Below are 1,631 nucleotides of genomic sequence, written 5' to 3'. Positions count from 1 at the left end.
GCCGTTCGAGATGCCGTCGAGCAGGCCCGAGAGCGCGCTCGAGCGGTCGTTCAGCGAGGCGGCGGTGAAGAAGTTGATCGGGTTGTCGAGGGCGCTCGCGACCTTCTTGCCGGTCGAGAGATGGTTCTGCGTCGTCGCCTGAAGCGAAGCCGTGTCCTGAAGGGACAGAAGGCTCGAACGGATCGAGGAACTTAAGGTGATGTCGTTCGCCATCTCGGGCCTCCAAACCGCCAGCGCGAGGACGACGGATCGTTAACTCCGCGCTCGCTTGGATCACATGATCGGGAAGATCACGCGGAGGTGGTTAAGGCCCGGTTAGTGTTGGCGGCTCGCGAATAACCAAAACAGAAAAAAGGCCGGGACTTTCGTCCCGGCCTCTCGATGTTCGACTGTCCGAAAGCTCAGCGCAGGAGCTGGAGGACGCCCTGGTTGGCCTGGTTGGCGAGACCCAGCGTCTGCTGGGCGATCGACTGCCGGGTTTGCAGCGCCGTGTAGTTCGCCGCCTCGAAGTTCAGGTCGGCGTTCGTCAGGTTGTCCGCACCGGTGGTCAGCACGTTGGAGAGCTGCTTGGTGAAGTCCTGACGGGTCTGCACGGTCGAGAGGCTGGAGCCGAAGGTCGAGGCCAGCGAGCGCAGCGAGGTCAGCGCGTTCGTCAGCGTGTCCTTGGCCGTCGTGAGCGACGTGTCGTCCTGGATGTTGAACGACCCGGCCGGACCGCCCGTGCCGTTGGCGGCCTGGCCGATGCCGAGCGAGGCGGAGCTCAGGGTAGTGCCCTGCACGCTGAGCGAAGACTGGGCGCTGCCGGTCTTCTCGTTGAACACCACCGACAGCGTGTCGCCGCCGAGCAGGTTCTTGCCGTTGTAGCCCGAATCCCGGGCGAGCTGGTCGAGCTGCGTCGTCAGGTCATTGAACTGCTTGACGAGGTTCGAACGGACCGTGGAGTTACCGGAGGCGGTGACGCCGGTCGTGTAGTCCGTCGTCGCAAGCCCGAGCTTGCCGTTGAGCGTGCCCAGCTTCGAGTCGGTCGTGGCGGTCGCCGCGTCCGTGCCCGAGCCGAGGCCGACCTTCAGGGTGTTCGAGCCCGTGCCGGTCACCGTCAGCTTGCCGCTGTCGTCGACGCTGGCGGTCGCGATACCGGACGAGTTCACCGCGTTCACGAGATCCTGCACCGTCTGCGTAGCGGAGAAGGTCGTCGTGAAGGTGGTCGGGCCGGCGTTGATCGTCAGCGCCAGCGTGTTGTTGGTCGAGGTGTCGATGCCGATGTCGCCCGACGAGGTCGAGGTCGCCTGATCGGCCGTGGTATCGGCGCCGCCGAGCTTCTTGTTGAGCGTGACGTCCTTCAGGCCCTTGTTGGTGGCGACCGCTTCGGCGGCGACCGAGAGGGCGGTGCCGGTCTTGGTCGGGCGGTTGGCGGCGGCGTCGTTCTGGGCCTGCGTGATCGTCGACTGGAGCGACTGCACGAGCTTGGTGATGCCGTCGATGCCCTTGGAGGCGGCCTGGATAGTCTGGATGCCGTTCGAGATGCCGTCGAGCAGGCCCGAGAGCGCGCTCGAGCGGTCGTTCAGCGAGGCGGCGGTGAAGAAGTTGATCGGGTTGTCGAGGGCGCTCGCGACCTTCTTGCCGGTCGAGAG

1 protein-coding gene and 1 pseudogene are annotated in these 1,631 nt (G+C 65.5%); both read right to left on the bottom strand.

Annotation, left to right across the window (positions count from 1 at the left end; genetic code table 11):
* Positions 1-213 (bottom strand): annotated as a pseudogene (locus E1J50_RS25550) (flagellin); the annotation flags it as partial.
* Between the two features lie 188 nt (positions 214-401).
* The coding region (locus E1J50_RS25545; protein ID WP_132257019.1) for a flagellin N-terminal helical domain-containing protein at positions 402-1,631 on the bottom strand (1,230 nt) is incomplete at its 5' end.

Origin of the sequence: Methylobacterium segetis, from assembly GCF_004348265.1 — a bacterium.
Lineage (GTDB): Bacteria > Pseudomonadota > Alphaproteobacteria > Rhizobiales > Beijerinckiaceae > Methylobacterium > Methylobacterium segetis.
The sequence above is the reverse complement of the archived record's forward strand: the minus strand, read 5'-3'. Positions and strand labels throughout refer to the sequence as shown.